This is a genomic window from Roseivirga spongicola, from assembly GCF_001592965.1.
Taxonomy (GTDB): domain Bacteria; phylum Bacteroidota; class Bacteroidia; order Cytophagales; family Cyclobacteriaceae; genus Roseivirga; species Roseivirga spongicola.
The window spans coordinates 1,167,833-1,189,503 of sequence record NZ_LRPC01000001.1; the positions used below are offsets into that span (position 1 = coordinate 1,167,833).

At 39.9% G+C, this 21,671-nt stretch carries 25 protein-coding genes; 16 read left to right on the forward strand and 9 right to left on the reverse strand.

What is annotated here, in order from left to right; genetic code table 11:
• Window positions 1–2 precede the first annotated feature (2 nt).
• A complete protein-coding gene (locus tag AWW68_RS05025; protein WP_068217258.1) occupies window positions 3–473 on the reverse strand; it encodes a ribosome maturation factor RimP in 471 nt (156 codons plus the stop codon).
• A gap of 149 nt (window positions 474–622) precedes the next feature.
• Here AWW68_RS05025 and AWW68_RS05030 point away from each other — a divergent pair, with 149 nt between their 5' ends.
• Entirely contained in the window at window positions 623–1,627 is a 1,005-nt protein-coding gene (locus tag AWW68_RS05030) for a M28 family peptidase (protein ID WP_068217261.1), read from the forward strand.
• On the opposite strand, the gene rfbA is transcribed toward AWW68_RS05030, so the two are convergent.
• Window positions 1,628–2,491 (reverse strand): glucose-1-phosphate thymidylyltransferase RfbA, encoded by an 864-nt coding sequence (gene rfbA / locus AWW68_RS05035; RefSeq protein ID WP_068217265.1) that lies wholly within the window; start codon window positions 2,489–2,491, stop codon window positions 1,628–1,630.
• On the reverse strand, window positions 2,488–3,537 hold the full coding sequence (rfbB, locus tag AWW68_RS05040) for a dTDP-glucose 4,6-dehydratase (protein ID WP_068217267.1): 1,050 nt from the start codon (window positions 3,535–3,537) through the stop codon (window positions 2,488–2,490). Before rfbB ends, rfbA begins: the two co-directional genes overlap by 4 nt.
• A 171-nt stretch (window positions 3,538–3,708) precedes the next feature.
• Between rfbB and AWW68_RS05045 the strand changes: the two genes are divergently transcribed.
• The 4 genes from AWW68_RS05045 (at window position 3,709) to hpf (ending at window position 6,384) form a co-directional block, all read left to right on the forward strand.
• Window positions 3,709–4,848: an acyl-CoA dehydrogenase gene (locus AWW68_RS05045; protein ID WP_068217270.1), complete on the forward strand. Its 1,140-nt coding sequence runs from the start codon at window positions 3,709–3,711 to the stop codon at window positions 4,846–4,848.
• Between the two features lie 75 nt (window positions 4,849–4,923).
• Window positions 4,924–5,118 (forward strand): 30S ribosomal protein S21, encoded by a 195-nt coding sequence (rpsU, locus tag AWW68_RS05050; protein WP_068217272.1) that lies wholly within the window; start codon window positions 4,924–4,926, stop codon window positions 5,116–5,118.
• Between the two features lie 62 nt (window positions 5,119–5,180).
• Complete coding sequence (locus AWW68_RS05055; protein ID WP_068217274.1) at window positions 5,181–6,062, forward strand: tyrosine-type recombinase/integrase; 882 nt, start codon at window positions 5,181–5,183, stop codon at window positions 6,060–6,062.
• 25 nt (window positions 6,063–6,087) lie between these two features.
• Entirely contained in the window at window positions 6,088–6,384 is a 297-nt protein-coding gene (gene hpf / locus AWW68_RS05060) for a ribosome hibernation-promoting factor, HPF/YfiA family (protein ID WP_068217276.1), read from the forward strand.
• Between the two features lie 51 nt (window positions 6,385–6,435).
• On the opposite strand, the gene metK is transcribed toward hpf, so the two are convergent.
• The 4 genes from metK to AWW68_RS05080 all read right to left on the reverse strand — a co-directional run bounded on the left by metK (window position 6,436) and on the right by AWW68_RS05080 (window position 9,941).
• Window positions 6,436–7,689, reverse strand: a complete 1,254-nt coding sequence (metK, locus tag AWW68_RS05065; RefSeq protein WP_068217279.1) for a methionine adenosyltransferase — start codon at window positions 7,687–7,689, stop codon at window positions 6,436–6,438.
• 65 nt (window positions 7,690–7,754) lie between these two features.
• The gene (locus AWW68_RS05070) at window positions 7,755–8,465 is read right to left on the reverse strand and encodes an SAM-dependent methyltransferase (protein WP_068217282.1); all 711 of its coding nucleotides are present in this window, start codon (window positions 8,463–8,465) and stop codon (window positions 7,755–7,757) included.
• A 1-nt stretch (window position 8,466) separates the two neighbouring features.
• Window positions 8,467–9,228 (reverse strand): alpha/beta fold hydrolase, encoded by a 762-nt coding sequence (locus tag AWW68_RS05075; RefSeq protein ID WP_068217285.1) that lies wholly within the window; start codon window positions 9,226–9,228, stop codon window positions 8,467–8,469.
• On the reverse strand, window positions 9,225–9,941 hold the full coding sequence (locus AWW68_RS05080) for a pyridoxine 5'-phosphate synthase (protein ID WP_068217289.1): 717 nt from the start codon (window positions 9,939–9,941) through the stop codon (window positions 9,225–9,227). The genes AWW68_RS05075 and AWW68_RS05080 overlap by 4 nt, the downstream gene beginning before the upstream one ends.
• A 69-nt stretch (window positions 9,942–10,010) precedes the next feature.
• Here AWW68_RS05080 and AWW68_RS05085 point away from each other — a divergent pair, with 69 nt between their 5' ends.
• The 11 genes from AWW68_RS05085 to AWW68_RS05135 all read left to right on the forward strand — a co-directional run bounded on the left by AWW68_RS05085 (window position 10,011) and on the right by AWW68_RS05135 (window position 19,506).
• Complete coding sequence (locus tag AWW68_RS05085; protein ID WP_068217292.1) at window positions 10,011–10,463, forward strand: GatB/YqeY domain-containing protein; 453 nt, start codon at window positions 10,011–10,013, stop codon at window positions 10,461–10,463.
• Window positions 10,464–10,988 carry a CvpA family protein gene (locus AWW68_RS05090; RefSeq protein ID WP_068217294.1) on the forward strand — a complete coding sequence of 175 codons (525 nt, stop codon included), beginning with the start codon at window positions 10,464–10,466 and terminating at the stop codon, window positions 10,986–10,988.
• Window positions 10,985–11,551: an anthranilate synthase component II gene (locus AWW68_RS05095; RefSeq protein WP_068217297.1), complete on the forward strand. Its 567-nt coding sequence runs from the start codon at window positions 10,985–10,987 to the stop codon at window positions 11,549–11,551. Before AWW68_RS05090 ends, AWW68_RS05095 begins: the two co-directional genes overlap by 4 nt.
• A gap of 58 nt (window positions 11,552–11,609) precedes the next feature.
• Window positions 11,610–12,275 (forward strand): CBS domain-containing protein, encoded by a 666-nt coding sequence (locus tag AWW68_RS05100; protein ID WP_068217299.1) that lies wholly within the window; start codon window positions 11,610–11,612, stop codon window positions 12,273–12,275.
• Between the two features lie 8 nt (window positions 12,276–12,283).
• Window positions 12,284–13,159: an NAD kinase gene (locus tag AWW68_RS05105; protein WP_068217302.1), complete on the forward strand. Its 876-nt coding sequence runs from the start codon at window positions 12,284–12,286 to the stop codon at window positions 13,157–13,159.
• Window positions 13,160–13,254: 95 nt separating this feature from the next.
• Window positions 13,255–13,920 carry a type IX secretion system protein PorG gene (porG, locus tag AWW68_RS05110; RefSeq protein WP_262501397.1) on the forward strand — a complete coding sequence of 222 codons (666 nt, stop codon included), beginning with the start codon at window positions 13,255–13,257 and terminating at the stop codon, window positions 13,918–13,920.
• A gap of 83 nt (window positions 13,921–14,003) precedes the next feature.
• Complete coding sequence (locus tag AWW68_RS05115) at window positions 14,004–14,741, forward strand: isoprenyl transferase (RefSeq protein ID WP_068217307.1); 738 nt, start codon at window positions 14,004–14,006, stop codon at window positions 14,739–14,741.
• Window positions 14,742–14,749: 8 nt separating this feature from the next.
• Window positions 14,750–17,407, forward strand: coding sequence for a BamA/OMP85 family outer membrane protein (locus AWW68_RS05120; protein ID WP_068218486.1), 2,658 nt, complete (start codon window positions 14,750–14,752; stop codon window positions 17,405–17,407).
• Between the two features lie 3 nt (window positions 17,408–17,410).
• Complete coding sequence (locus AWW68_RS05125; protein ID WP_068217310.1) at window positions 17,411–17,953, forward strand: OmpH family outer membrane protein; 543 nt, start codon at window positions 17,411–17,413, stop codon at window positions 17,951–17,953.
• 18 nt (window positions 17,954–17,971) lie between these two features.
• A complete protein-coding gene (locus AWW68_RS05130; RefSeq protein ID WP_084375575.1) occupies window positions 17,972–18,553 on the forward strand; it encodes an OmpH family outer membrane protein in 582 nt (193 codons plus the stop codon).
• 62 nt (window positions 18,554–18,615) lie between these two features.
• Window positions 18,616–19,506, forward strand: coding sequence for a S66 peptidase family protein (locus tag AWW68_RS05135; RefSeq protein WP_068217316.1), 891 nt, complete (start codon window positions 18,616–18,618; stop codon window positions 19,504–19,506).
• On the opposite strand, the gene chrA is transcribed toward AWW68_RS05135, so the two are convergent.
• Window positions 19,498–20,679: a chromate efflux transporter gene (chrA, locus tag AWW68_RS05140; protein ID WP_068217319.1), complete on the reverse strand. Its 1,182-nt coding sequence runs from the start codon at window positions 20,677–20,679 to the stop codon at window positions 19,498–19,500. The genes AWW68_RS05135 and chrA overlap by 9 nt on opposite strands.
• Window positions 20,680–20,682: 3 nt before the next feature.
• Window positions 20,683–21,657 (reverse strand): isopenicillin N synthase family dioxygenase, encoded by a 975-nt coding sequence (locus AWW68_RS05145; protein WP_068217324.1) that lies wholly within the window; start codon window positions 21,655–21,657, stop codon window positions 20,683–20,685.
• Between the last annotated feature and the right edge of the window lie 14 nt (window positions 21,658–21,671).

Genomic DNA, 21,671 nt, shown 5'->3' on the forward strand with positions numbered 1-21,671 from the left:
ATTTACTTAAATGACACTAACACATTAGCTTTTTCAATTTCGGAGAAAGGAACTTCTTTCTCTTCAATCAATTTCTTTTTGTTTTCTTTACGCTCAGCGGCCAATGTTATGGCCTCCTCGTTTACGGCATTGAGTGCCCCTTCTAGCATAGCGCCAGAAGTAAGCTTAACCTTTAACCGTCTGCCTACATTCTTTTTGTATTGCCTAACAGAAGAGAGTGGGTGATCTAGCCCAGGAGATGAAACCTCAAGAACATAAGCTACATCTATGAGATCTTCTAACTCAATATCTTCAGCCAGTTTTCTGCTAAGGGTAGCACAGTCATCTATGTTTACTCCTTCATCATTATCTAGCAATACCAGAATCTTAGTTTTTCCGCTTATTCCCTTTGAAATCACATCGACAATGAAGAATGAATCATCCTCTAAATGTGTTTCTGCTAACTCTTTTATCGATTCTGTTAACTCTTTCATTGGTAATAAAGAAAGAGGGGACTTTGTGTCCCCTCTGGAAAATAACCATTAAGTGGTGCAAAAGTAGTAGATTTTTATTTCAAATCAAAAAGCTGATTCATTCGTAGTTTATAAGAAATGCCTCTATTTTTAGGCTTCAAAGCAGATTTATGAAAAATTTATTCTTGTTTCTTCTGGCGTCATTGACTTTTGCCACCCTTTCTTGTGGAAGTCAGGAGGGTAGCTCTCGTTCTTCTAGCAAGCAAACAGTGCTTAAAGAGGCTCCAAAACCCAATGCCGATTCGCTCTACATGTTTACGCAAAAACAAGTAGACTTTGGCCCTAGAGTGCCTAACACAGAGGCACACCGAGAGGCGGCAAACTGGTTTGTAGATAAGTTTGAAGCCTATGGGGCAAAGGTGACCGTTCAAGAATTTACTGATAGGGTTTATGATGGAACAGAGGTAGAGCTAAAGAATATAGTGGCTTCGTTTAACCCAGAAAGTAAAAAGAGAATATTGCTAGCAGCTCATTGGGACACTCGACCTTTCGGAGATAAAGATTCGGATAACAATATGGTAGAAATTGACGGGGCGAATGATGGGGCCAGTGGTGTTTCTGTTCTTTTAGAAATTGCGAGAATCATGAGCGGGCCAAACCCACCCTCTGTTGGTGTAGATATGATCCTTTTTGATGGAGAAGACTGGGGGGAGCATGAAGTAAATGGTATGGGCGTTGACCCTGAGGAATTTGGTAAGCAAAGCTGGTACTGCTTAGGCTCTCAGTATTGGAGTAAGAACAAGCACCAAGCAAATTATAGTGCTTACTATGGTATACTTTTAGATATGGTGGGTGCTGAAGGAGCAACCTTTTACTACGATGGAGCTTCGAAACAATACGCCAGCAGAACCTTGGAGCAAACTTGGGACGTGGCTCACCAACTCGGGTATGAACAATACTTTGTGAAGCAAATAGGCTTTTCTGGCATTATTGACGACCACGTTTTTGTTAACGAAATTGCTAGAATACCAATGATTGATATTCTTGACTATCGTCCTGAATTAAATGGGTTTGGTGACTATCACCATACTGAAAAAGACAACATGTCCATCATTAGTAAGGAGACCTTATCTGCCGTTGCACATGTTGTTCTTACTGTTCTTTATAATGAGTAATTAACCTTTAAGTAGGTTCAACAGGTATTCACCGTAGCCAGATTTTTCTAGAGGTTTGGCAATCTCTTGTAGTTTTTCTGCGGTGATGTAACCCATTCGGTAGGCTATTTCTTCGATACAAGAAATCTTAATGCCTTGTCTTTTCTCCAGAATCTGAACGAACTGCCCTGCTTGCATTAGGGAGTCTATGGTTCCGGTGTCTAGCCAGGCCGTACCTCTATCCATAGTGCTCACCTTCAGCTTGCCCATTTCTAAGTACTTTCGGTTCACATCCGTGATTTCTAATTCACCTCTTGGGCTTGGCTTAAGGTTTTTAGCTATTTCCACCACTTGGTTATCGTAGAAGTAGATTCCAGGAACAGCCCAGTTAGATTTAGGGTTTTCTGGCTTCTCTTCTATAGAGATGGCGTTCATCTCATCATCAAACTCAACCACACCATATCTTTCTGGGTCGTTTACCCTGTAGGCGTAAACTATACCGCCATCTGGATCCGCATTTTCTTTCAATAGCTTGGGCAAACCTGAGCCATAGAATATGTTGTCACCTAAAATGAGGGCTACCTTATCGTTGCCTATAAAATCGGCTCCAATGGTAAAGGCCTGTGCTAATCCTTCTGGCTTTGGTTGTTCAGCATAACTGAATGAACAGCCAATTTGGCTGCCATCTCCCAATAGTTTTTGAAAATTCGGCAAGTCATGCGGGGTAGAAATGATCAATATTTCTCTAATTCCAGAGAGCATTAGTATAGATAGCGGATAATAGATCATTGGCTTATCGTACACTGGCATAAGCTGCTTGCTTACTGCGTACGTCAAAGGATAAAGCCTAGTGCCCGAACCTCCTGCTAGAATAATTCCTTTCATTGCTGATATTGTTTTTTGTAGTAGTTCTTGTAATCACCTGAAGTTACATGATCCAGCCACTCTTGGTTGGATAAGTACCAATCTACGGTTTTTTCAAGACCTTCTTCAAACTGAAGCGAAGGTTCCCAGCCTAATTCATCTTTAATCTTTGAAGCATCAATGGCATATCTCTTATCGTGCCCCGCTCTATCTTTTACAAATGTGATTAGCTTTCTAGATTCTCCTACTTCTCTGCCCAACTTCTTGTCCATTACATCGCAAAGCAGTTCTACAATGTCTAAATTCTTCCACTCATTAAACCCACCAATGTTGTAGGTTTCTCCTGCTTGGCCTTTGTGGTAAATATCATCAATGGCCCTTGCGTGGTCTACCACGTACAGCCAGTCTCTAATGTTATCACCCTTTCCATAAATTGGCAGAGGCTTATTATTCTTGATGTTATGAATACAAAGAGGAAGTAGCTTTTCAGGAAACTGATTCGGTCCGTAGTTATTGGAGCAGTTGGAGATTACTACAGGAAGTTTGTAAGTATTGGCATAAGCTCTCACAAAATGATCTGAACTTGCCTTTGAGGCTGAATATGGCGATTGAGGATCATAGGAGGTAGACTCTAAAAAGAAGCCTGTTTCCCCTAAAGAGCCATATACTTCGTCAGTAGAAATGTGGTAGAACCGCTTTCTATCGAAATTATCTGCCCAAATTCTTTTCGCTGAGTTTAGCAGATTGACAGTGCCTATTACATTGGTTCTAACGAAAGCCAAAGGGTCGGAGATAGATCTGTCTACATGAGACTCAGCTGCTAGGTGAACAACGCCATCGAACTGGTGTGTATCGAAAAGCTCATCGATAAAAGAGGCGTCTACAATGTCTCCTTTAACAAAAGTATAGTTAGGAGCTTCTTCAACATCTTTCAGTGTTTCTAAGTTGCCTGCATAAGTCAGCGCATCTAGATTGTAAATGTGGTAGTCTGAATATTTATTAACGAACAGTCTAACCACATGACTTCCGATAAATCCTGCGCCTCCTGTTATCAATAGCTTTTTCATGGTTGTTTTTTTTACTTAAAAGTACGGTCTATATAGAATCCTTAAAGGCAATTTAGTTGAATGCCAGCTTATGGAAAGGCGAATGGCAGAAAAATAACGTTAAACTATTTTGCCTAACGATCGTTTGTTTGGCGAAATGAAATTGATAAATTTCCACAAACTATAATAGATATGGAATTTGAGTTGAATGAAAATCAGCGCATGATCGCTGATATGATTAAAGACTTTGGGGAGAAGGAAATAGCTCCTTTCAGAAATGAATGGGACGATAAGCAAGAGTTCCCAGTTCATATTTTCAAAAAGTTCGGTGAGCTCGGTCTCATGGGGGTTTTGGTTCCTCAAGAATATGGAGGATCAGGCTTTACTTATGATGAGTACATCACTGTGGTGTCTGAAATCGCTAAAATAGATCCAGGAATAGGCCTTTCAGTGGCTGCGCACAATTCTCTTTGCACAGGCCATATTCTTCTTTTTGGTAATGAAGATCAGAAAAAAAAGTGGTTGCCGAAGCTAGCTACAGCAGAGTGGATTGGTGCTTGGGGCTTAACCGAGCCAAACACTGGTTCTGATGCTGGAAACATGAAGACTGTTGCCAAAAAAGACGGTAATGAGTGGGTGTTGAACGGAACCAAAAACTGGATTACCCATGGCAAGTCTGGAGATATTGCTGTAGTAATTGCCAGAACTGGTGAAGTAGGTGATTCTCATGGTATGACCGCTTTTGTGGTTGAAAGAGGAACAAAAGGATTTGAAGCAGGTAAAAAGGAAGATAAACTCGGAATGAGAACTTCAGAGACTGCCGAAATGATATTTGAAGACTGTCGTATTCCTGAAGAGAACCTTTTAGGAAATGTTGGTGAAGGATTTATTCAGGCAATGAAGGTTCTAGATGGAGGAAGAATTTCAATTGCTGCTTTGAGTTTGGGTATTGCAGAAGGAGCCTTTGAAGCGGCTTTGGCTTACTCTCAAGAAAGACATCAGTTCAACCAGCCGATTTTCAACTTCCAAGGTATTTCATTCAAATTGGCAGATATGGCTACAGAGCTTGAGGCTGCTAAATTGTTGACTTACAGAGCGGCACAGTTGAAAAACGATGGTAAGCCAATGACAAAAGAGTCTGCCATGGCTAAGTATTTTGCCTCTGAGTGTGCTGTTTCCTTCTCAAATGAGGCTGTTCAAATTTTTGGAGGTTATGGCTATACTAAAGACTACCCTGTAGAGAAGTATTACAGAGACTCTAAGCTTTGCACTATTGGAGAAGGTACTTCAGAGATACAAAAACTGGTGATTTCCAGATCGTTATTGAAATAATTTTAATGACTAACATTGCATTCGGGTTTAATTGTATACCTTTGCAGCCCGAATGAGAGGAGGTGTTATTAAGTTATGATCGTAATTAACGTAAAAGAAAACGAATCAATCGACAAAGCGCTTAAGCGTTTCAAGAAGAAATTCGAAAGAACCGGAGTACTTAGAGAATTGAGATCTAGAACTCAATTTGAGAAGCCTTCCGTTACTCGCAGAACAGAGAAAATCAAGGCTGCATACAAGCAAAAGATGTACGCCAAAGAAAACTACTAATCCATTTCTTTAGTAGTTATAAATTATTATGTTAGTACTGTGTGTAAAGACGCAGTACTAGCATGATAGATTCCTTTCTTAGATACATATCATTCGAAAAACGGTACAGCCAACACACCGTTAAGTCGTACCAAAACGACTTAAATCAATTTGAGCAATACGCTCAGCAGCAATTCAACATTTCAAGTTTATCTGAGGCCACGCAGCTAATGATTCGTTCTTGGGTTTTATCCTTAATGGACGAAGGCACTTCGGCACGAACGGTCAATAGAAAGATTGCCTCACTGAGGTCGTTCTATAAATTCCTGCTCAAGCGAGAGTCTATAACCAAGGACCCTACACAGAAGATTAAGTCTTTAAAGGTGAAAAAGGAGTTGCCTGGCTTCGCTAATGAAGAAGAATTTTCTACTTTTTTAGATAGACTTGTTTTTGAAGATTCCTTTGAGGGGAAAACAGAACAAATTATTCTAGAATTACTTTATGGAACAGGCATTCGACTTTCGGAGCTTTTAGGACTCAAGGTTTCCGACTTTAAGTCCTCAGAGTCAACCATTAAGGTACTAGGAAAACGCAATAAAGAGCGCATAATCCCTGTTTCTAAGCGTTTGAATGAGTTGTTAAAAAATCTAATTGCTGAGAAAAATCATGTCTTTTCACACGATCAGAATTCATATTTGATCGTTAATAAGAATGGAGGGCAGGCATACCCGATGATGATCTACCGAATAGTTAGAAAGTACCTCAATCAGGTGCCGTCATTGGATAAGAAGAGCCCTCATGCGTTGCGCCATACTTTTGCAACCCACCTTTTAGATAAAGGAGCCGATTTGAATGCGGTGAAAGATTTATTAGGACATAGCAGTTTGGCGGCCACGCAAGTTTATACACATAACTCTTTGGAGAAGCTCAAGTCGGTTTTCGATCAGGCTCATCCAAAGGCATAAGTTTAACCCTTTAAATAATAGAAAGATGAAAGTACAAGTTCAATCACTCCACTTCGATGCAGATGCTAAGTTGATCGATTTTATCCAGAAGAAACTCGATAAGCTAGATACTTTTTATGATAGGACTATCGATGCAGAAGTAATTCTCAGATTGAATAATGAGGGTATTGAGAATAAGACAGTTGAGATTAAACTGAATATACCAGGTGAGCAGTTGTTTGCCACCAAAACCAATGGTTCGTTTGAAGCGGCTACAGACCACTGTACCGAAGCCCTAAGAAGACAAATTAAGAAGCACAAAGAGAAAATGCTCGCGCATTAACTCGTAAACATATCCATAAAAAAAAGCCCTGAATTTCAGGGCTTTTTTTGTTTAGAGACCAAAAGCCTCTTTTACTTTATCTACGTAGTCTAGCTTTTCCCAGGTAAAGAGCTCTACTTCAAACTCCTTTGGTTGGTTACTAGCATTGATGAATGTCTTTTTCACTACTTCATTCTTTCTACCCATGTGGCCATAAGCCGCAGTTTCAGAATAAATAGGTGTTCTTAGGTTTAGTCGAGTCTCAATGGCGTAAGGTCTCATGTCGAATACTTCAGAAACCTTCTTAGCTATTTCGCCATCGTTCATTCCTACTTTAGAAGTGCCATAGGTGTTGATGTAAATACCCATTGGTTCAACTACACCAATTGCGTAAGAAACCTGTACTAGAACCTCATCGGCAACGCCAGCGGCTACTAAATTTTTTGCAATATGTCTGGTGGCATAAGCCGCAGAACGGTCAACTTTCGATGGGTCTTTTCCTGAGAATGCACCACCACCGTGAGCGCCTTTTCCACCGTAGGTATCTACAATAATTTTACGACCTGTTAAACCAGTATCGCCATGAGGACCACCAATTACGAATTTACCTGTTGGGTTAATGTGATACTTGATGTCATCATTGAATAGCTTCTGAATATGATCTGGCAGTAATGCTTTTACACGTGGAATTAAGATATTTATGATGTCAGACTTAATTTTAGCCAGCATCGTATTTTCCTCATCAAAATCATCGTGCTGTGTAGAAACTACAATCGCATCGATTCTTGTGGGAACGTTGTCATCAGAATATTCAATAGTTACCTGAGATTTTGCGTCTGGTCTCAAGTAGGTTATTTCTTTTCCTTCTCTTCTTAAATCGGCTAACACCTGAAGAATTTTATGAGAAAGGTCTAATGCCAAAGGCATGTAGTTTTCAGTTTCGTTAGTTGCATAACCAAACATCATCCCTTGGTCACCTGCGCCTTGCTCTTCTTTAGAAGCTCTGTCAACTCCACGGTTGATATCTTCAGACTGCTCGTGAATGGCAGAAAGTACACCACAAGATTTGCTGTCGAATTGATATTCGGCTTTCGTGTAGCCAATTTTCTCAATCATTTCTCTGGCAATTCTCTGAACGTCTAGGTAGGTGTTAGACTTTACCTCGCCTGCTAAAACCACTTGTCCGGTAGTAACCAAGGTTTCACAAGCAACTTTTGAGTCAGGGTCGAAGGCCAAAAAGTTATCGATTAGCGCATCAGAAATCTGATCGGCTACTTTATCTGGGTGTCCTTCAGACACTGATTCTGAGGTAAATAGATATGGCATAATTTATTATTTAAGGCTGCAAAAATAGGTTTATAGTTAGAACTGTAAAAGGAAATTAGAGAACTCTAGTTGGCATAAAGCAAAAAGATGGTTGGTATCTTCTTCAGGTCTATTTCTTTGGCGGTCCATTTAGCAACCGATTTGGTTCTTATTAGTTCCTTTTCACCAGTAATATCTCTGGCCACACATAGGAATGAATCGGCTCGAGCCACTTTGATTATATCTAATAGTAAGGCTTCGTTCCTATATGGCGTGTCCATGAAAATCTGAGTCTGATCTTTTTCTTTTGATTCTTTTTCTAATTGTCTGATCTTCTGTTGGCGTTCTTTCCTATCTATTGGCAAGTAACCATGAAAAGCAAAAGATTGACCATTGAATCCAGAAGCCATTAAAGCCATTAGAATCGAAGATGGGCCAACAAGTGGCTTACATTTTATGCCCAATTGCTGAGCCATATGGACTAGTCTGGCTCCAGGATCAGCAACACCTGGGCAACCACTTTCAGAAATAACTCCAAGGTTTTTCCCCTCCAGAGCTATTTGAGCAATTTCGAAGCAGTCTTCAAAAGAGGTTTTCTTATCGAGAATTCTAAAGTCTAGTTCTTCGATTGTCAAGCCAAGCTTAAGGCTACTCACATACCTTCTTGCAGTTCTTAAGTCTTCAACGTAAAAGATGTCAGTCTCTAAAATAGCACTTCTTACATGTGCCGGAATTACAGCTTCTTGAGTTTCAGCAGAAATTACATTGGGTATGAGGTATACGACTCCTTTTTCCATCTTAGTTGAGAAATGAGTTAATCAATTCGAAGAATTCATCTGGCTTTTCGGCATGCAACCAGTGACCAGCACCATCTATTGTTTCTAGCTTAGAATCGGTGAAGATGGAATGAATCATGTTGGCATCATCATTCGTAATGTAGTCCGAATTGCCACCTCTCACAAAAAGGGTTGGCTTATCGAAAGTCGCATTTTGATTGAGTGCTTTACCTACTTCTTCAATGTTCTTGGCAATTACATCTAAGTTCATTTTCCAGCTAAAGCCGTTTTTATCTCGAGCCAAGTTTTTCAACAAGAATTGTCTAATTCCAAACTCGGTGATTTGTTTAGATAAAATATCGTCTGCTTCGTTTCTAGACTTTATTTCATTTACCGGCACAGAGTAGAATCCTTTAAGAATTGTCTGGTGATGGACAGGATAAAATTTTGGTCCAATGTCAGCAATGATAAGCTTCTCAACTTTTTCTGGGTACTGAATGGCAAATTGCATCGCAGTTTTGCCACCCATTGAGTGGCCTAAAATTGTAGCCTTGGTGATTTTGAGGTGGCTAAGCAGCTTTTGTAAGTCTTGGGCCATTAACTGGTAGTTGAATTCATCGGCATGAAAAGAATTGCCATGATTTCGCTGATCTACCAGAATAACCTGACGATCCTCGGCCCATTTTTTACCTAAGGTCATCCAGTTATCTAATGAGCCGAAAAGCCCATGAAGAATTACAAGAGGCTCTCCCTCTCCAAGAATTTTATGATTCAGTAATGTCATACTTTGAGTGCTCTCAAATAAAGTTGAATGGTGTTTTCTAGTCCATAATACAGCGCATCGCAAATGAGTGCGTGTCCAATGGATACTTCATCTATATAAGGAATTGTTTTTACTAAGTAGTTCAGGTTGTTTAGGTCTAGATCGTGGCCTGCATTGATGCCAATACCATATTCATGTGCTTTAGCGGCAGCGTAGGCATATTTAGCTATGGCTTCTTCAGGGTTCTGTTTGAATCCTGTAGCATACATTTCCGTGTAGAGTTCAATTCTGTCTGTACCTAAAGCATGAGCACCTTCAATAATTTCTATCTCAGGCTCCACAAAAATAGAAACCCTTATGCCCATAGCTTTTATCTGCTCAATGATGGGCTTTAATTCATCTGCTCGGTTAATGGTATCCCAACCCGCATTAGAGGTTAAAACGTGGGGAGGGTCTGGAACCAACGTGGCTTGGTCTGGCTTAATTTCCTCCAAAATTTTTAGAAATCTATCGTCTGGGAAACCCTCAATATTGAATTCAGTGGTAACTACTTCCTTCAAATCATAGACATCTTTTGTAGTAATGTGTCTTTCATCTGGCCTAGGGTGTACTGTAATACCCTCTGCCCCAAATCTCTCCGCATCCTGAGCTACTTTAGCGACATTGGGGTTGTTTCCGCCTCGCGCATTTCTAATAGTAGCTACCTTATTGATGTTCACACTTAGTCTAGTCATTCAAATTGGCTTTATTGCATAACTTTGTGCGCAAGTTAATGATTTCAAATCTCTGAATAATATTTCATCATGAGCCTAAAACAGCAAATTGACTCCGATATCAAGAAAGCCATGTTGGCTAAAAATAAGGAAGAGTTAAAAGCACTTCGATCTATAAAATCAATGATTCTTTTGGCGGAAACAGACAAAGGTAGTGGGGGAGAAGTCTCTTCTGATGCCGAAATGAAACTTTTGGCCAAAGCTGTAAAGCAGAGAAAAGATTCTGCTGCTATTTATAAAGAACAAGGAAGAGAAGACCTGTACAAGGTTGAAATGGACGAAGCTGAAGTAATTGAGCGTTACCTTCCGAAGCAGCTTTCTGAAGAAGAATTAAAATCTGAGTTGCAAAAAATTATTGCAGAAGTAGGAGCCACTGGCCCTCAAGACATGGGTAAAGTAATGGGTGCTTCTACAAAAGCATTAGCTGGTAAAGCCGATGGAAAAGCTATCTCTACCATGGTAAAAACTTTGCTTACTAAGTAATTGAAAACCCTAGACATCATCTTACTTATTCCTTTGGTCTTTGGAGCTGTGTTGGGCTTCAGGAAAGGACTTTTGCTTGAGATTTTTGGTGTCTTAGCTTTTGTGCTAGCTATTATTGGCGGGTTTAAGCTGATGGAAACGGGCATGGTTTATTTGTCCGAATATTTTGAGGATTTTGATCAGCTTTTACCCTTCATTTCTTTTTTGGTCATATTTCTGGCCATAATTATACTGGTGAACATGTTGGGCAAACTACTCAAGAAGATGATTGATTTAACGCTTCTTGGTGGTTTCGATAAGTTTGCTGGAGCTATTCTTGGCTTAGTTAAGTGGGCTATTGGAGTGAGTATTTTGCTTTGGCTAGTCAACAATTTTGGAATTGAGCTACCTGGTCAGGAAGAGGAATTGGTACTTTATCCGTTCCTAACTGAACTTGGGCCAAAGCTTATTGCTAGCCTTGATGTGGTGCTTCCATTTGCCCAAGAAATGCTCGATTCTATCAAAGAATTACTCTCTCCAGCTTGATCCTCCTAGTAGATAATTACGATTCGTTTACTTACAACTTAGTAGACTATTTCCAACAATTGAATGTTGAGGTAGATGTGCTGAGAAATGACCAGCCCTTTGATAAATTCTTTGAGAAGGAATATTCTGGAGTTGTTCTTTCGCCCGGTCCAGAAACGCCAGAAACTGCGGGCCAGCTTTTAAAAATTGCAAAGAGTTTTCTTGGAAAGACTCCCATTTTAGGGATTTGTCTTGGTCATCAGGCTTTAGGTATGCTGCAAGGCGCTAGGTTGACAAAAGCAATCAGGCCTATGCATGGTAAGCTTTCTACCATTCGTACAGAGGAAAGCATCGTTTTTAACGGCTTGCCAGAAAAATTCAATGTAGTTCGTTATCATTCTTTGGTTTTGAAAGATCTACCAGAAGGTTTCAAGACAACGGCTAAAACAGTCGAGAAAGAAATAATGGCAATGGAGTCTGAAGCCCTAATGTTGAGCGGCATTCAGTTTCACCCTGAGGCAGTTCTGACAGAATACGGAATAGAAATGCTTAGAAATTGGGCTAGTTTTTATAATATTGTTTGAACTGCCCTAGTGGAAAAAGTAGAACTTTCGGCCACTTAACAGTGTTGAGATAACCGATATGGTAGCAGCAAACTTAGTAAATCACATGATTCCCCCTTTGAAACCAACAGACGATGGCGAAAAAGCCATTATTTGGATGGAAGAGCTGCGAACAAATCAGTTGCCAGTTATTGAGAAGGGAAAATTTCTAGGCTTCATTTCAGAAGACATTATTCTTGACGATAACGACCCTAAAAAGCTAGTTAGAGATTATGAGCTAGAAGATTTGGGGTGTATGGTTACAGAACACCAACATTTTTATGACATCATAAGAATGGCATCTGATTGCGATTCTCAAATGGTGGCGGTGCTTTCGGCTGAAGGAGGTTTTTTAGGAGTAGTTGGTATTGAAGATACAATTAAGGCCATTGCAGACTCTACTGCTGTCCAAGATCAGGGGGCAATTTTAGTGCTCTTAGTGAGTTACAGAGATTATTCTTTGGCAGAAATTTCACGCTTGGTGGAAGGAGAAAATGCCAGAGTACTAAGTGTAACAGTCAATAGAGACATATCCGATAACTCTATGCTCAGAGTTACGTTGAAAATCAATCAAACAGAGGTATCACACATAGCCGCGTCTTTAGAAAGGTTTGGCTACAGAATTATTGGTAGGTTTCAAGAAGAAGAAACAAAAACCAATGACAGAGAAAGGTATGATCTGCTTATGAAGTACCTCAATATCTAATGTAATCCATGAAAATAGCCATACACGGAAAAAGCACAGGGCCTGAAGCTCAAGGCTGTATTTCCGACATTATAGAACATCTTCAGCAAGATGGCATTCACCTAAGTATTTCAGAGGAGTATAAAAAAGACTTAAATGAAAGAGAGTTCAGTACTCATGGATTAAAATCGTTTAGAAGAGGAGAAGATCTCTCCGATTATGATTTTGTTTTAAGTTTAGGAGGAGATGGTACAATACTAGATACCATTACTTATACTAATGATGCAGAAACGCCAATTGTTGGTATTAATCTCGGTAGATTGGGTTTTTTGGCAACAATTCCTAGAAACGATATACAGTCAGCCTTAAATAAGTTAGTGGCGGGCACCTACGATATAGAAAATAGGTCTTTAATTCATGTAGACTCCAATAGAGGCCTATTTGAGCCATTTAACTTTGGGTTAAATGAACTCACCATTGTTAAAAAGGAAACCTCATCCATGATTGTGGTTCACACCTATGTAGATGGTGACTACCTAAATTCTTATTGGGCCGATGGCCTTATAGTTTCTACCCCTACAGGGTCTACAGGCTATTCTCTTAGCTGCGGAGGGCCTCTTATTCATCCGAGCCTAAAGAATTTTATTATTACTCCAGTCTGTCCTCATAATCTTAATGTTAGGCCAATCATTCTTTCAGATAGAAGTGAGATTACCTTTGAAATTGAGGGAAGAAGTAGTCAGTTTATGGTTTCTTTAGACTCTCGATCTCAGAGTGTAGACGATTCGGTAGAAATTTCCGTTAAGAGAGAAGAATTCGAAGCAAAGCTCGTTCGATTCCCAGAGACACGGTACTTTGACACTTTGCGACAGAAGCTAAATTGGGGCTTAGATGCCCGAAATTGACTTAACAATATTTAACTCAACCACTACTAAACATAAAACTCTCTTTGTCTAGCTTGCGCTCATATCGTACGGATATTCTGTCTTTTAAGAAGTTCTTGCTGTTTCTATGCTTTGGGCTTGCTTCGCTCAGTGCGAAAGCTCAAATGTCAGAGATAGGTATTGAAATAGGCGCCAATAACTACATTGGAGATGTTGTGCGCAAATACGATTTCAGCAACAATGCCCTTGGCGGACAGTTTTTCATCAGAAGGCATATCAATGATGGTGTGAGCTATAGAATCTCTGCCGGTATTGGTAAAATTAAAGGTGTCGATGATGAAGCTTTTGACGTGTTTTCAGCTAATAGAGCAGCCTCTTTTGATGGGAGTTTTCTTATGACAGACCTTTTGTTGGAGTATCATTTTCTGAACTATAGAAATGATAAGCTTCAACAGTTTTGGAGTCCTTATGTTTTTTTTGGTGCAGGTTTGTATCGCATGGAAGGGCAAGACCAAGACTTCAACAACTATAATACTGGAATGAATTTCAGAATACCTGTTGGAGTAGGAGTGAAGTTAAGGCTCGACAGAAGATGGGTCTTAGGAATTTCAACTTCTGCCATAAAAACCAACTCCGACTTAATAGATAACGTTTCGGCCAATAGCCCAAATATTAAGAACTATAGAGGTGGTAATCCTAACGATGACGATTGGATGTTCAATACCTCCATTTCCTTGAGTTATACTTTCTATAAAATTGTCTGTTGGAAGCCCTTCTTCTAACCTAGTTGACAAAGAGAACATTAGCATTTAAAAAGCTGGTTCATTTTTGTACCTTCGCACTCGCATTTTCGAGAAGTGTGTAGATGAAGGAAAATATCAGGCAGGAAAGTCTTCCTAAGCACATAGCAGTAATCATGGATGGTAATGGCCGCTGGGCCAAGAAAAAAGGTGCTGCCCGAGTATTTGGGCATAAAAATGCCATCAAAGCTGTTCGCGATGTTACAGAAGGATGTGCCGAATTAGGCGTTGAGTACTTAACTCTTTACGCCTTTTCCACAGAAAATTGGAACAGACCTAAACTAGAAGTAACTGCTCTAATGGAGCTTTTAGTTTCAACACTGAGCAGTGAAATCAAGACCTTAATGGACAATGATATCAGATTAGATACCATTGGAGATAAAGCTAGCTTGCCACCAAAGTGTCAGAAACAGCTGGCAGAAGCCATTGCAAAAACAAGTGGAAACAGCCGCATGACCTTAGTGCTAGCTTTGAGCTACAGTGGAAAATGGGACATCACCCAAGCCACTAAGCGCATAGCCGAAGAGGTGAAGGAAGGTAAGCTAGAAGCTGAAGACATAGCACAAAGTACAATAGATAAGTATTTGGTTACCTCAGGAACTCCAGATCCTGAGTTGTTAATAAGAACAAGTGGAGAACAGAGAATTAGTAACTTTTTGCTTTGGCAGATGGCTTACACCGAGTTCTTTATAACGGATACGCTCTGGCCTGATTTCAGAAAAGAGCACTTGTATGAGGCTATAGTCTCATACCAAGAAAGAGAAAGAAGATTTGGAAAAACTAGCGAGCAGATAAAGAAGTGAGTTCGGGAATGAGAAAAGTAATAGTAGCTATATGCCTCCTTATGCTTGCCTTTGGCAGTGCTATGGCTCAAGTGAGATATGGGGTAAATGCTGGCGAAGGTGTTCAAATCGATTATTCAAATCCTAAAGTTTTTGAGGTAGCAGACATTAAGTTCACTGGGCTAAATGTATTGGACGAAAGAGCTTTGACCTCTTTTGCAGGAATAAAAGTGGGCGATAGAATTGCTATTCCAGGCCGCCAAGTTTCTGATGCTATTAAAAAATTGTGGAATCAGGGAATCATTGCAGACGTACAATTTTGGTTAACAAAAACTGAAGGAGACAGAGCCTTTATTGAGGTAAGAATTACGGAGCGCCCAAGAATTCTAAGATACAGAGTATCAGGTGTTGGCTCTGGTCAAGCCTCGGAGTTAGAAGAGCAGCTGAATGTAAAGGGTAAGGTGGCTAGTTCGGCCTTGATAAAAAACTCTGAGTTGGTAATTAAGAAATACTACATCGAAAAAGGTTTTTTGAATGTTGCAGTAAAAACGGAGCAAAATGCAGATAGCCTTCTAACAGATGGAGTTGGATTAAACTTTATAGTTGATACAAAGGGTAAAGTCAAAATCAATAAGATTGAGTTTGATGGCAACGAAGCCTTTGATGATGGTAGGTTAAAGAAAGCTTTAAAGAACACCAAGGAAAAACCTCGTTTTTGGCTCATAAACCGCTTATTCGAACAGGTTTTCAACACTAGACCTAATACAATTGGCGATTACTTCGATAGTACTTATGAGGTGTCTAACCGCGACTTCAAGGAGTTTATTAATGACAATGTTAAGCTCAATTTTTTAAAGAGCTCCAAGTTTATAGAGGCTCAGTATAAGGAAGACAAGAACTCTCTGATCAACTTTTATAACTCTAAAGGTTATAGAGATGCGGAAGTGGTTAGTGACAGTGTTACTAAGTTAAACGATGACTTCATTAACCTAGACATTAAGGTAGATGAAGGAAGCAGGTATTATATAAGAGATATTGACTGGGTTGGTAACTTTAAGTATACGGATGAATTCTTGACTGAAAAATTGGGGATTGAAAAAGGTGATGTATACAACCGTCAAAAAATTGAGCAGAGAACTCAGTTCGATAACGAAAATGGAGATGATATAATGTCTCTTTACCAAGATGATGGTTACCTATTCTTTAGCCTAGAGGTTGTAGAAGTTAGAGCTGAGAATGATTCCATCGACCTTGAGATGAGAATGTATGAAGGTGAGCAGGCTACTATTAAGAGAATTATTCTGAAGGGTAATGATAGAACATCAGATCACGTAGTTCTTCGCGAAATCAGAACACTGCCAGGCCAGAAGTATAGTAGAAGAGACTTAATTAGAACTATTCGTGAGTTAGGTCAATTAGGATACTTCGATCCGGAGCAGATAAATCCTCAACCAATTCCTAATATTCAAGAAGGAACGGTTGACATCATATTTACTTTAGTAGAAAAGTCATCAGATCAGATTCAATTGTCCGGTGGTTTTGGTGGACCATTTGGCTTTGTGGGAACCGTTGGTCTGTCACTCAACAACTTCTCAGTTAAAAATATTGGTGATTGGGATAAATGGAGGCCTTACCCTAGTGGTGACGGGCAAAAACTTTCCTTGCAGGTTCAATCGAATGGTAGAAGATTCAGAAATTATAGCATGGTGTTCTCTGAGCCTTGGTTAGGCGGAAGAAAGCCTAATAATTTCACAGTTAGCCTTAATAGAACAGTAAACAGAAGTATTGATTTTTTCAACGATAATGAGGTTCTAGGTTTCTTAAAGGCAACAGGGTTCTCTGTTGGATTAGGAAGAAGATTGACTTGGCCAGATGATTATTTTCAGGTTCAGAATAGTATCAGGTATCAGTTATATGAGGTTTCTAACTTTGGAAACACGCTTGGCTTCACAAGTGGAAGGTCTCACAGCTTAACGTTCAATACTACTATTTCTAGAAGTAATATAGATCAGCCTACTTATCCATCTTACGGTTCTCAATTTACCTTCTCGATTAATGCTACTCCACCGTGGTCTGTCATTAGCCCAGATGATTACAATCCTGAAATGACCGAAAGCGAAAGATATAAAAGAGTAGAATATCATAAGTGGATGTTAGACTACTCCATGTTCCTTCCTTTAGGACCTAAGTTTGTATTCAATGCTAGAGCTCATTTAGGTTTCATTGGTACTTACTCAAGCAGAACAGATTCTGGACCTTTTGAGAGGTTCTTGTTGGGTGGTAACGGATTAAATGGTGCAAATAACTTTATAATTGGACAGGATATAATTGCGTTAAGAGGGTATGAAGATAACGTGATTGACCCTGTTGACCCCGTAACCGGATTTAGAGGAGGTATTATTTACAACAAGTTTACTGCAGAACTGAGGTATCCAGTTTCTAAGGCTCCAACTTCTACTATTTATTTGTTGGCCTTCGGAGAAGCAGGAAATGCTTGGATAGACTTTAGTGAGTACTCTCCAAGAGACCTATTTAGATCGGCAGGTGTAGGTGCTAGAGTATTCTTACCAGCGTTTGGATTATTAGGAATTGATTGGGCTTATGGTTTTGATTCTGATGATTCTTTGAGTCCGGCTGTAGTTGGTGGTTCGCAGGTGCATTTCACTATCGGACAACAAATTAGATAGGCCATGTACAAATTATTAACTACGGTAGCATTATTGGTGATAATCTCTAATTTTGCGCTGGCTCAAGGCAACGGCTATGGGCAAAAAATAGGGCATTTCGATTCTGAATATGTCTTAAATCAACTTCCTGAATACGCTGAAAAAACCAAAGAATTAGAAGCTCTGGCGAAGACCTATGATAAAGAGGTACGGAGTTTGTATGATGAGCTAGAGAAAATGAGAGCTGAGTTAAGAGCAAACGAGGTTTTGCTTACGCCAGCAATGATAGAAGAAAGGAAAGAGGCGATTGAGGCCAAAAATCAAGAGGCTTTAAATAAAAACACTGAGCTTTTTGGTTTTGACGGGCTCTACTACAAAAAGGTAGAGGAGTTGCTAACCCCTTTGAGGACCAAAGTAAATTTGGCAGTAGAGGTGATAGCTAAAAAGCATGGCTTGGATTACATATTCGATAAAGCAGAGTCTATTGGGATGATATTTAGCAATCCAGTCCATGATTATACAGAGTTTATTTTAGAAGAAATGAAAGCTCAACAAAAAGGAAACTAAAACATTAAATAAGTAAAGATGAAGCGTAAATTTTTAGTGATGGTGGTCTTAGTCCTAATGACTACGGCAGTAAAGGCTCAGGGAACAAAAATTGGATATACATTCCTAGAGTATATCGTGTTTAACATGCCTGAAATGGAGAGTATAAACTCCGATTTGGAAACTTATTACGGTCAGTTACAGGCCCAAATCCAAGCCAAGCAAAAAGATCTAGAAACGAAGTATCAACAGCTTCAGCAAATGGCTCAGCAGCCAAATGCTAATCAGGTTGTATTACAAGAAAAAGAAAATGAATTTCTTACTCTTCAGGATCAACTTCAAAAGTTTTCTGCTCAGGCAGAACAAGCTTATGGTGTAAAGCAGGCTGAAAAAATCAACCCTATTTACAATAAGGTTCAAGACGCTATTGAGGCTGTTAGAAAAGAGAACGGATATGCAATGATTATTAACTCTAAAGCAGGAGCCTCAGCAGGTATTGTTCTAGCTTCTGATGAGTCTTTAAACGTAACAGAACTTGTGTTTAAAAAGCTAGGTGTACCTATGCCTGAACAAGCTCCAGAAGAGAGTGCTGCTCCAACTACTGGCAACGGAAATAATTAATAATCATATTTAGATATTGTTTGAAACCTCTTCTTGCGAAGGGGTTTTTTTATTTTAGGCCTATGTTAAATCCGCTTAAAACAGGTGATAAGGTTGCTATAGTTGCTACTGCCAAAAGACTTGAAAAGTCTATAGAGGGTGCTATTTCAATTATTGAAAGTTGGGGTCTGGAAGTAGTGCTGGGAACTCATGTGATGGGTTCTGATGAATACTGGGCTGCAAGCAATGAGCATAGGCTTTCCGATTTACAAGAGGCATTAGACAGTTCTGAAGTTAAAGCCGTCATATTTGCTCGAGGTGGCTATGGAACAACAAACATTTTGGATCAGGTAGACTTTTCTACATTTCGGGCTAATCCTATATGGACGATTGGGTTCAGTGATTTAACTAGTTTTCTTCTACAGACCGGCAGAATGGGCGTTCCGTCAGTTCATGGGCCCATGGCTTATACCATCGGAAATGATGATGAGTCAGATGAACAACTTAGGCAACTGCTGTTTGGAGAACGGAGCTTCAGTGCATCTTTATCGGCCAATGATTTGACAAAACAAGGCCAGGTTGAAGGTCAAATTACTGGGGGTAATTTGTATTTGATCTGCGAGTCAATTGGAGCGAAAAACGAGATAGATACTGATGGAAAGGTGCTCTTTCTTGAAGAAGTTGGAGAAGACTTTTATGCAGTAGATCGAATGCTCAATAAGCTAAAGAGGGTTGGTAAATTTGAAAACCTCAAAGGGGTTTTGGTTGGTGATTTCACTAATGTGAAAGACTCTAACGGTTACTTTACAAGAAGCTTGAATGAGCTGATTCTGTCTTATTTTGATGATTTAGAGTGTCCAATTGCTTTTGGTTTTCCTGCAGGGCATGAAGCCAAGAATATTCCTTTAGTGTTTCATCAAAACGCTAAGATTCATATTGGTGAGGGAAGCATATTAATTGAGTACTTAGATTAAGAACCCTGCGGCTAAACCAGCTAGAATAATTAGTGGAGGTGGTATTTTGGTGTAAGTAAGAAGTAAGAAAGTACCTATTACTACCGTCACGTTGAGCACAGAATTATCTATTGGCTCAAAAAGCAAGAAGGCTGCAGAGGCCACCATGCCAGCACTAGCAGCATGAATGCCTTCTAAAGATGCTCTTACCACCCGATATTTCTTCAGGCTATCCCAAAATCGAATTACAAAGAAGATTAGAAATGTTCCTGGAAGAAATATGCCGCAAGCGGCTATGAAGCCACCGAGTATTTGAGCACCAAGCCCTAAATCTCTTACAGATAGTGCACCTACAAATGAGCTAACAGAAAACGTAGGGCCAGGTACAGCTTGTACCATGGCTAAACCTGACAAAAATTCCTCAGAGCTTAAGTATCCTTTAAACTCTACAAACTCCTTATTGAGGAAAGGAATGAGTACCTGTCCACCACCAAAAATTAAACTACCGTTACGATAGAAGTTTTCGAAGAGTAGAACTATTCTGTCTTGAGTGAAAGCACCAAGGAGCGCAGCCGCAATGAGTACAAGTCCCCAGAGTGTAAAATTCCCCCATTTGATTTTGACCTTCTCCTTTACCTCAATTTCTTGCTTTTTGTACTTGAAGGCAGTTAAACAGCCAGCAAATACGAGTACAATAGGAAGTGCAGCAGGCTTAGAAATAAAGTAAGTGACAATAGCAGAAAGTGCCATAAGCGCCCCTGCAGTTTTGGTAGTCACCATCTTGGAGGCTATGATGTAAGCTCCATAACTGATGAACCCTACAGCCATGGGCTGAATAAATTTGGTGAACTCCAGGCTGAAGTTTTTGGTCTGATAATTATCAACCAAAATGGCTGCTGTAGTCATTATGGCTACGGCAGGGAGCATCCATACCAAGAGAGTGAGGTAGGCTAGATTGGCCTTGCCAATTCGGAAGCCAATGGCTGTAATTGTTTGTGTAGAAGTGGGGCCTGGTAGTATCTGACAAAGCGCATAAAGCTCCATCAATTCTTCTTCAGAAATGTAGCCACGCTTTTTAACCATAATGTTTAAAAGCATGGCCAAATGAGCTTGAGGGCCACCAAATGCACTGATGGCCAGTATGAATACATCTTTTAAAAAGATGAAATACCGGATGCGCTTAACCGCTCCCAATTTCTATTTCTTTCGAAGACCTATTTCACGAAGACGCTCTTCCAAAAACTCACCTGCCGTAATGTCATTGTAAAGCTTCGGATGATCTTCATCTATACAGTTCTCTAGACAGGTCAAGTCCATTTCTGAGCGCGGGTGCATAAAGAATGGAATTGAAAAGCGGCTGGTACCCATTTTCTCCTTAGGAGGGTTAACCACTCTGTGAATTGTAGACTTAAGTTTGTTATTGGTATGTCTGGAAAGCATATCTCCAACATTCACCACTAATTGCTCAGGTAAAGCGGTAATCGGAATCCACTCTCCATCATTTCTCAATACCTGAAGACCATCGGCACTAGCTCCCATTAACAAAGTAATCAAGTTAATGTCGCCATGTTCAGCCGCTCTTACCGCATCTGCCGGAACTTCATCAGGATTTTCTATTGGGAAGTAATGAATTGGCCTTAAAATACTGTTGCCATTATGGACTTTGCTATCGAAGTAATGCTCATCTAGTCCTAAATAAAGGGCTATAGCCTGAAGCATTTTTATTCCCGCAGCTTCTAGTGTTTTATAAACTTCCAGCCCAATTGCTTCCATTTCAGGAAGTTCATCTGGCCAGATATTGTCTGGATATTGCTCCTTGATTGGATCGTTGTCCGTTACATGTTGGCCTACATGGTAGAATTCCTTCAAGTCGCCAGTGCTTCTACCTTTAGCGTGCTCTTTTCCTTTACCGATATATCCTCGTTGACCGGCAAGCTCAGGCACTTCATACTTCTGCTTTACCTCATCTGGTAAGGCAAAGAATTTCTGAATGGTAGCATATAGCTTTTCGGTCATTTCATCAGTTAAGCCGTGGTTTTTAATGGCCACAAAACCAATGTTGTTATAAGCGTCTCCCAAGGCTTGCACAAAAGCCGCCTTTTGCTCGGGAGTTCCTTTCGTGAAATGCGCCAAATCTAAAGATGGCACTTCGTCATAAAGTATTGAGCTCATGTAATTATCGTTTG